At 62.6% G+C, this 8,132-nt stretch carries 10 protein-coding genes; 9 read left to right on the forward strand and 1 reads right to left on the reverse strand.

The features are described 5' to 3' along the window. The 4 genes from purQ to EOD15_RS23195 form a co-directional block, all read left to right on the forward strand. The coding region (gene purQ, locus EOD15_RS23180; RefSeq protein ID WP_127408861.1) for a phosphoribosylformylglycinamidine synthase subunit PurQ at positions 1-578 on the forward strand (578 nt) is incomplete at its 5' end. 84 nt (positions 579-662) lie between these two features. After that, on the forward strand, positions 663-1,328 hold the full coding sequence (locus EOD15_RS23185) for a glutathione S-transferase family protein (RefSeq protein WP_127408862.1): 666 nt from the start codon (positions 663-665) through the stop codon (positions 1,326-1,328). Further along, a complete protein-coding gene (locus EOD15_RS23190; RefSeq protein WP_127322613.1) occupies positions 1,325-1,732 on the forward strand; it encodes a hypothetical protein in 408 nt (135 codons plus the stop codon). The genes EOD15_RS23185 and EOD15_RS23190 overlap by 4 nt, the downstream gene beginning before the upstream one ends. 3 nt (positions 1,733-1,735) lie before the next feature. Continuing rightward, complete coding sequence (locus EOD15_RS23195; RefSeq protein WP_127322612.1) at positions 1,736-2,377, forward strand: Pr6Pr family membrane protein; 642 nt, start codon at positions 1,736-1,738, stop codon at positions 2,375-2,377. A 76-nt stretch (positions 2,378-2,453) separates the two neighbouring features. On the opposite strand, the gene EOD15_RS23200 is transcribed toward EOD15_RS23195, so the two are convergent. Continuing rightward, positions 2,454-2,705, reverse strand: a complete 252-nt coding sequence (locus EOD15_RS23200) for a DUF1127 domain-containing protein (RefSeq protein ID WP_127322611.1) — start codon at positions 2,703-2,705, stop codon at positions 2,454-2,456. 93 nt (positions 2,706-2,798) lie between these two features. Here EOD15_RS23200 and EOD15_RS23205 point away from each other — a divergent pair, with 93 nt between their 5' ends. From EOD15_RS23205 to grxD, 5 genes are all read left to right on the forward strand, one after another. Further along, entirely contained in the window at positions 2,799-4,208 is a 1,410-nt protein-coding gene (locus EOD15_RS23205) for a PLP-dependent aminotransferase family protein (protein WP_127322610.1), read from the forward strand. A 119-nt stretch (positions 4,209-4,327) separates the two neighbouring features. Then, on the forward strand, positions 4,328-6,559 hold the full coding sequence (gene purL, locus EOD15_RS23210) for a phosphoribosylformylglycinamidine synthase subunit PurL (protein ID WP_127408863.1): 2,232 nt from the start codon (positions 4,328-4,330) through the stop codon (positions 6,557-6,559). A gap of 45 nt (positions 6,560-6,604) precedes the next feature. After that, positions 6,605-7,126, forward strand: a complete 522-nt coding sequence (locus tag EOD15_RS23215; protein ID WP_127408864.1) for a hypothetical protein — start codon at positions 6,605-6,607, stop codon at positions 7,124-7,126. Positions 7,127-7,259: 133 nt separating this feature from the next. Next, positions 7,260-7,493 (forward strand): BolA family transcriptional regulator, encoded by a 234-nt coding sequence (locus tag EOD15_RS23220; RefSeq protein WP_127321523.1) that lies wholly within the window; start codon positions 7,260-7,262, stop codon positions 7,491-7,493. Positions 7,494-7,634: 141 nt separating this feature from the next. Next, a complete protein-coding gene (gene grxD / locus EOD15_RS23225; RefSeq protein WP_006332883.1) occupies positions 7,635-7,970 on the forward strand; it encodes a Grx4 family monothiol glutaredoxin in 336 nt (111 codons plus the stop codon). Positions 7,971-8,132 lie beyond the last annotated feature (162 nt).

Consider the following 8,132-nt stretch of genomic DNA (forward strand, 5'->3'; position numbering starts at 1 on the left):
CCGTCTGGCAGACCGATACCGAAATCCCCGATGTCGACCTGATCGCCATTCCGGGCGGCTTTTCCTTCGGCGACTATCTGCGCTGTGGCGCGATCGCCGCGCGCATGCCGGTCATGCGGGCAGTGGCCGAAAAAGCGGCCGAGGGCGTTACGGTCATCGGCGTCTGCAACGGTTTCCAGATCCTGGTCGAGGCCGGCCTGTTGCCGGGCGCCTTGATGCGCAACACCTCGCTGAAATTCGTCTGCCGGCAGGTGAAGCTCGAGATCACCAATGCCAACACCATGTTCACCCGCCGCTATCAGCCGGGCCAGATCATCCGCTCGCCGGTCGCGCATCATGACGGCAATTATTTCGCCGACGCCGACACGCTTGCCCGTCTCGAAGGCGAAGGCCAAGTGGTGTTCCGCTATGCCGAGGGCACCAACCCCAACGGCTCGATCAACGACATTGCCGGCATCGTCAACAGCCAAGGCAATGTGCTCGGGCTGATGCCGCATCCGGAAAACCTGATCGAAGCAGCCCATGGCGGTACCGATGGCCGCGGACTGTTCGAGAGCGCCCTCGGCATCGCCGCCTGACGATATCGAAGCGAACAGCTTGAAAACAGCCGGACATTCCTGTCTCTTTGGAGCAAGTCTGATTCATTGGGGAGAGAGACGGTCATGAAACTCTATTCGCGGCCGTTGTCGCCCTACTCGTCGATCGTGCGGGCATTGGCCTACATCAAGGACGTACCGCTCAAGATCATCGCGCCGCCGCCCGGTTTTCCCATCCCGGAAGAGTTTCGCGCCATCTCGCCGATGAACCGGATTCCGGTGCTGATCACCGGCTCGGGCGAGACGATCGTCGAATCGGTGGTCATCGCCGAATATCTCGAGGAACGGTTTCCGGAACCGGCGCTGCTGCCGCCCGATTCCAAGGACCGCGCGCTGGTGCGCATGTTCGCCCGCATCACCGATCTCGACGTGCTGACCCCAACGATGAAGCTTTTCGAGCTCCATTTCGTGCCGAAGCGTAACAATGTCGAGATCGACGCCCAATTTGCCCGCCTGCATCACGGGCTGGCGGCGATCGAGGCGCGCATGGCGCAAGGGCCCTTCGCACTCGGCGACGACATCAGCTTCGCCGATGCCTGGCTGACGCCGACACGGTTCATCTTCAACAATTTCCGCGCCATGACGGGACGCCACGACCTGCTCGACGCCTATCCCAAATTCGACGCCTACCAGCAGATCGCCTCGCAACACCCGGCATTGTCGCGGGTGTGGGGCGAGATGACCGATGGTTTGAAGATTTTTCTGTCCGAACTTGAGATGGGTGCCGCTTGATCAAGTCGAAGACGATCGCGCTGGTCGCCGCGGCGGGCTTTGTGCTGGCATCCTGCCAGTCGACGCCAAAGAGCACGCCTGTTCCCTCAGGCAAAAGTGCTGCGCTGCTGGCCATGGAACAAGTGGCGATCGCTGCCCACAAATGCTGGATCGCCAGCAAGGACCCAGCCTTCAAACCGTACCAGATGGCCAATGAGCTGAATTCGTTCAGCGGCACGCCGCGTTTCCTGCTGGTGCCGGCCAAGCACTATGGCGGCAAACCTTTGCTGGTCGTGCAAGCGCAAGGCAATTCTAGCCGCGTCGACGTCTTCGGACCGCTGATGAACGATCCGCTCGGCGCCCGCATCGGCTCGGACATCGCCCGTTGGCAGGCCGGCAATCCGGCCTGCGCCTCGACGGCCTAGCCCATGGGCCGGTTCCTGCAGATCGCGGGTCTGGTCATCGGTCTGGCCGGGCTCATCCTGCAGTTCTGCATCAGCATTCCGGCATCGATGGAAGCCGGCCGCAGCCTGCTTGGCTCAATCATTTTCGTCTTCAGCTTCTTCACCATCCTGACAAACATCGGCGCGGTGCTGGTGTACACGTCGCTGCTGTCACCCACCTTCTATGCCTGGCTGCCGGCCTTTGCAGGCGCGCGGATGCGCACCGGCGTTGCGGTTTCGATCGCGCTGGTCTTCATCATCTACGCAACGGTCCTGGCACAACTCTGGCAGCCGCAGGGGCTGTTCCTGCTCTGCGACGTCCTGCTGCATTATGTGACGCCGGTGCTCTTCGTGCTGTGGTGGTTGATATCGGGCGCTGACGGCAGGACGCGCTGGAGCGACATTTCCTGGTGGGTGATCTATCCCATCGCTTATCTGGTCTATGCGCTGATGCGGGCGCCGTTTGCCGGCGAGGTGCCCTACCCTTTCCTGGACATCGCCAAGAACGGCGCGACCGGCGTCCTCATCTCGGCCGCAGCCATCACCGGACTTTTCCTCGTGCTGTGCGTGGTCGCCGTCCTTGCGGACCATGCCGTTGCACGCACCAGGGCATCGAGCGTCCGTTAGAACTGTACGGACGTCCTGTCCGCATTTCCCAGGACCATTATCTCCCAAAACCCGGTTCCCGCTTTTGGGGTCACAGTCAGTCCCAGAACGGCCTGATGCCCTCGCGGTGGGCGTCGCAGCGCGTGACGCCGATATCCTTGAGCTGGTCGTCGGTCATCTCCAGCAGCGCCAACCGGCTGCGGCGGCGATCCAGCAGGTTGTCGATCCATCTTGCCAGCGACCTCAGCACGCGCACAAGACGGCTGACAAAACCGCGCTGAGCCGATGGACGTGTCGATTGGCCTGATAATGCAGCGCTCGAATGACGCATTGTCGCGATTGTATTCATTTTCTTTCTGCCAACGTTCTAGATTGTACCCTTTTCTGCACGCGATTGATATGTATTGACTCATCTCTCGGTGCAATATAGAAAATTGTCACCATGACAACTTGGCTTCCCGATCTCACCACCGGCTCCGGGCCGCTGTATCAGCGCCTGGCGGATTCCATCGAGACGGACATTGATCGGGGCGTGATCGATGCCGGCGCAAAGCTGCCGCCGCAGCGCGACCTCGCCTACGACATCGGCACCACCGTCGGCACGGTCGGCCGGGCCTATCAATTGCTGCGCGAGCGTGGGCTGGTGAGCGGCGAAGTCGGGCGTGGAACCTATGTGCTCGGCCAGCGCGCGAAGCCGGATTTTCCGGCTCCGGACGTCGGCGGCGAAGGCACACGCTATATCGATGCGCCTAAGGGCAAGCTGCGTTTCGACAGCACCGCAGCACCTGATATCGGCCAAGGCGACATCGTCGCCGGTGTCCTGTCGCGCACGGCGCAGGACCATCCGCATGAGATTTCGAGCTACACGCGGGACTTCCCCGACCGATGGTACGAAGCCGGCGCCCGCTGGTTGGCGCGCAATTCGTTTCGTCCGAGTGCCGACACCATAGTTCCCACGCTCGGCACCCATGCGGCGGTGATGGCGGCGATCGCGGCGCTCACCATGCCTGGCGACTATATTGCCTTCGAGCACCTCACCTACTCGCAGATTTCCCGCAGCGCCGGCCTGATCGGCAGGCGCACCGCGCTGGTGGCATCGGACGAGGAAGGCATCGATCCGCAGGACTTCGAGCGCGTCTGCGCGCAAAAGCATCCCAAGATGATCTTCCTGATGCCGACGGCGCAGAATCCGACGCTGGCCACCTTGTCGGCGGCGCGCCGCGAGGCGATCGCCCATGTCGCACGCGAATACAACGTCGTCCTCATCGAGGACGACCTCTATGGCAATCTGACCGACGATCCGACACCATTGCTGGCCGAGTATGCGCCTGAACGCACCATTGTCGCGGGCGGCCTGTCGAAGTCGGTCGCAGCCGGTGTGCGCGGCGGCTGGCTTTCCTGCCCGCCCGCCTACCGCCACCGCATCCGTGTCGCCCACAAGATGATGACCGGCGGCATGCCCTTCCTGCTGGCGGAGGTGAATACAAGGCTGGTGCTGTCAGGTCAGGCGGATGAGATACGCAAGCGCAGCATCGCCGAAATCGGCGCCCGCATCGCCATCGTGCGCGAGACTTTGGCCGGCTTCGCGGTCAAGTCGCATGACAGGGTGCCCTTTGTCTGGCTGACCCTGCCCGACCCCTGGCTTTCCGGCACCTTCAAGAACGCCTGCCTGGAGCACGGCGTGCTGATCGACGACGAGGACGAATTCAAGGCCGGCCGTTCCGAGCAGGTTTTCCATGGCGTCCGCTTTGGCGTTTCGCAGCCGAGACAGCGCGGGGATATCGCTGAAGGCGTCGCGGCGATCCGGCGACTTCTCGATGAAGGCCGCGCCGGCTACGACAGCTTCTCCTGACACTGCGTGGCTTTGTCCGGTTTTCCGTCGTTTTTCGTCAATCCATGGGTGTATCGGCCGCAAGGCTTGCGATAAGACGGGACTCAAAATCCCAACGTCCCGGATATAAATCGCCGCCCATGACCATTTCCAATTCCGTGCCGATCACCCCCGAGCTCATTGCCTCACACGGGCTCAAGCCCGACGAGTATCAGCGCATCCTCGATCTTGTCGGGCGCGAGCCGAGCTTCACCGAACTCGGCATCTTCTCGGCGATGTGGAATGAGCACTGCTCCTACAAATCCTCGAAGAAATGGTTGCGCACGCTGCCGACCACCGGACCTCAGGTCATCCAGGGGCCGGGCGAGAATGCCGGCGTGGTCGACATCGGCGATGGCGACTGCGTCGTCTTCAAGATGGAGAGCCACAACCACCCGTCCTACATCGAGCCCTACCAGGGTGCGGCGACCGGCGTCGGCGGCATATTGCGCGACGTCTTCACCATGGGCGCCCGGCCGATCGCGGCGATGAATGCGCTGCGCTTCGGCTCGCCTGACCATCCCAAGACCCGGCACCTCGTTTCAGGCGTGGTTTCCGGCGTCGGCGGCTATGGCAACGCCTTCGGCGTGCCGACGGTCGGCGGCGAGGTCAATTTCGACGCCCGCTACAATGGCAACATCCTGGTCAACGCCTTTGCGGCGGGCCTTGCCAAGACCGATGCGATCTTCCTGTCGGAAGCCAAGGGTGTCGGCCTGCCGGTCGTCTATCTCGGCGCCAAGACTGGCCGCGACGGTGTCGGCGGCGCCACCATGGCCTCGGCCGAATTCGACGACAAGATCGATGAGAAGCGCCCGACAGTGCAGGTCGGCGATCCCTTCACCGAAAAGTGCCTGCTGGAAGCCAGCCTCGAACTGATGGCCTCGGGCGCAGTCATCGCCATCCAGGACATGGGTGCCGCCGGCCTCACCTGCTCGGCGGTCGAAATGGGCGCCAAGGGTGACCTCGGCATCGAGCTCGATCTCGACAAGGTGCCGGTGCGCGAAGAGCGCATGAGCGCCTACGAGATGATGCTGTCGGAAAGCCAGGAGCGCATGCTGATGGTTCTGCGCCCGGAAAAGGAAAAGGAAGCCGAGGCGATCTTCCACAAATGGGGGCTCGACTTCGCCATCGTCGGCAAGACCACCGACGATCTGCGCTTCCGCGTGCTGCACCAGGGGGATCAGGTCGCCGATCTGCCGATCAAGGATCTCGGCGACAAGGCTCCGGAATATGACCGGCCGTGGGTCGAGCCGAAAAAGCCGGCGCCGCTGGCCGCCAATGACATTCCGCAAGCCGACGTTGCCGACGCGCTGCTGAAGCTGCTCGGCGGGCCCGACCTGTCTTCGCGCCGCTGGGTCTGGGAGCAGTATGACACGTTGATCCAGGGCAATTCGCTGCAGCTTCCAGGCGGCGATGCCGGCGTGGTGCGGGTCGAAGGCCATGCCACCAAGGCGCTCGCCTTCTCCTCCGACGTGACGCCGCGCTATTGCGAGGCCGACCCTTATGAGGGCGGCAAGCAGGCGGTGGCCGAATGCTGGCGCAACTTGACCGCCACCGGCGCTCTGCCGCTGGCCGCCACCGACAACCTCAATTTCGGCAACCCGGAACGGCCCGAGATCATGGGCCAGCTGGTCGGCGCGGTGAAGGGCATCGGCGACGCTTGCCGCGCGCTTGGCTTCCCGATCGTCTCCGGCAATGTCTCGCTCTACAACGAGACCAACGGCCAGGGCATCCTGCCAACCCCGACCATCGGCGGCGTCGGGCTGATCGCCGACTGGTCGAAGATGGTGCGGACCGGCTTTGCGGCCGAGGGCCAGATGATCCTGCTGGTCGGCGCGCCGGCGTCCTGGGGAACGCATCTCGGGCAATCGGTCTATATGCGTGACGTACACGGCCGCACGGATGGCCCGCCGCCGCCGGTCGACCTCGATCACGAAAAACGCGTCGGCGACCATGTGCGCGCGCTCATCGCATCCGGCATCGTCACAGCGGCGCATGACGTTTCCGATGGCGGTGTCGCCGTTGCACTTGCCGAGATGGCGATGGCGTCCGGAATCGGCGCCGCCGTTCCCGGGCTTGTCGGCACCGACCCGATCCCGGTCTGGTTCGGCGAGGACCAGGGCCGTTATCTCCTGACGCTGTCGATCGATCCGCATGGTGACGAATGGGACGCCATTCGCAAGCAGCAGGGCGAACTCGGCATCTTCGCGCCGTGGATCGGCTCGACCGGGGGCAGCGCGCTGAAGCTTGGCGACGCCAGGGCAATCCCGGTCAGCGAACTCTCCGCGGCGCACGAAGGCTGGTTCCCCCGCTTCATGGACCAGGCCAGTTGACGAGAGCATGATCCCGAAAAGTGGGAACGGTTTTTCGGGAAACTCATGATCAATCACAGGAAACTGGCTGCCCGGGCGCTGCTTGCAGTCGTTTTCTGGCCGTCGCTGTTCTTCTTCTGGTTCCTGGGACCGTTCGTCTTTTTCCTGCTGTCGACAACCTCGAGCGAGGTGTGCATGCGGCTGGAAACGCGCGCGGAGTTCCTTGCCGCGGCCAATGGCGCCATCCCCATGCTCATCGCCCAGAATCTCATCTACGCGGTCCCGATCATCTGCCTGGTTCTGTGGGACCGCCTGGCGCCGGATCCGGCACGGGCAAGGCATATCGTCACCTGCATCAAGCTTTTTGCCAGCGCGATGGTCGTAGGCGCGTTGTGGGAGTACGGCTCGTCGCTCATCTGCGACGGTTATGGCCAGGGGTTCTTCTCACCGGCTTGGCAAATGACGAGCTATCTCCCCATTGTCGGCCTCGTGCTCAACGCGCCGCTCTATGTGCTGGCCTTTAGCCTTGGCCGTGCTTTCTCGACACGCGACGACGTTGCCGAGGATGAAGCAAGCCCACCGGCCTAGTCTTTCTCTGAAGCCGTCGGGCCGTCTTGCCGTTGGTGGGACAGAACGGCTTCAATCCGGACCGGAAAGGCTTTAGGCTCGCCCGACTCTCATCTTATGGCCTGACACCGGCCGCTCGAAACAGGATTTTGCCATGGCAATGGACGCCCACGACATCGAAAAACTGATCAAGGACGGCATTCCGGACGCCAAGGTGACGATCCGCGATCTCGCCGGCGACGGCGACCATTATGCGGCCGAGGTGGTGGCCGAGAGCTTTCGGGGGAAAAGCCGCGTGCAGCAGCACCAGATGGTCTATGACGCGCTGAAAGGGAATATGGGCGGCGTGCTGCACGCACTCGCCTTGCAGACCAGCGTTCCCAACTGACCCTTAGCGCTTGGCCCAACACGGCCCATCCTTTGCGCCATTTCAGCCGCGGCGCGGCTAACGTCTTGTTTCGAGCAATCGTTGGGTTTATTTGAAGGGTATGTTTCGAGCCTGACTCCCACAGGCGGGAAAGGATATTCCATGAGCGGCATCAACGACTACATCGACAATGAAGTGAAGGGCAACGACGTCGTCCTTTTCATGAAGGGCACGCCCGGTTTCCCGCAATGCGGATTTTCCGGCCAGGTCGTCCAGATCCTCGACTATATCGGCGCCGACTACAAAGGCGTGAACGTTCTGGACTCCGCCGAACTGCGCCAGGGCATCAAGGAATACTCCAACTGGCCGACGATCCCGCAGCTCTACGTCAAGGGTGAATTCGTCGGCGGCTGCGATATCATCCGCGAGATGTTCCAGGCCGGTGAGTTGCAGACATTCCTCGTCGAGAAGGGCGTCAGCGTCAAAGGCGCAGCCTGATTTCTGTTTTGTGCATGTTGCCATCCGAAGGTTGATTTTGATTTTCGGGGTCATGCACAAAGGCGTCGGGGGCAGCCCACCTCGGCAATTTTCATGTCCTGAATCCAGGACCAGGACGAGCCAATGCGCCGGCCCGCCGGCGCATTTTCGTTCGAAAGATCG

This window comes from Mesorhizobium sp. M7A.T.Ca.US.000.02.2.1 (genome assembly GCF_003996995.1).
Classification (GTDB): domain Bacteria; phylum Pseudomonadota; class Alphaproteobacteria; order Rhizobiales; family Rhizobiaceae; genus Mesorhizobium.

Bases quoted from the DNA above. Each gene is read 5' to 3' on its own strand.
- EOD15_RS23185 (WP_127408862.1), top strand. From the start codon at position 663: ATGAAACTCTATTCGCGGCCGTTGTCGCCCTACTCGTCGATCGTGCGG.
- EOD15_RS23195 (WP_127322612.1), top strand. From the start codon at position 1,736: ATGGGCCGGTTCCTGCAGATCGCGGGTCTGGTCATCGGTCTGGCCGGG.
- EOD15_RS23200 (WP_127322611.1), bottom strand. From the start codon at position 2,705: ATGAATACAATCGCGACAATGCGTCATTCGAGCGCTGCATTATCAGGC.
- EOD15_RS23205 (WP_127322610.1), top strand. From the start codon at position 2,799: ATGACAACTTGGCTTCCCGATCTCACCACCGGCTCCGGGCCGCTGTAT.
- purL (WP_127408863.1), top strand. From the start codon at position 4,328: ATGACCATTTCCAATTCCGTGCCGATCACCCCCGAGCTCATTGCCTCA.
- EOD15_RS23215 (WP_127408864.1), top strand. From the start codon at position 6,605: ATGATCAATCACAGGAAACTGGCTGCCCGGGCGCTGCTTGCAGTCGTT.
- EOD15_RS23220 (WP_127321523.1), top strand. From the start codon at position 7,260: ATGGCAATGGACGCCCACGACATCGAAAAACTGATCAAGGACGGCATT.
- grxD (WP_006332883.1), top strand. From the start codon at position 7,635: ATGAGCGGCATCAACGACTACATCGACAATGAAGTGAAGGGCAACGAC.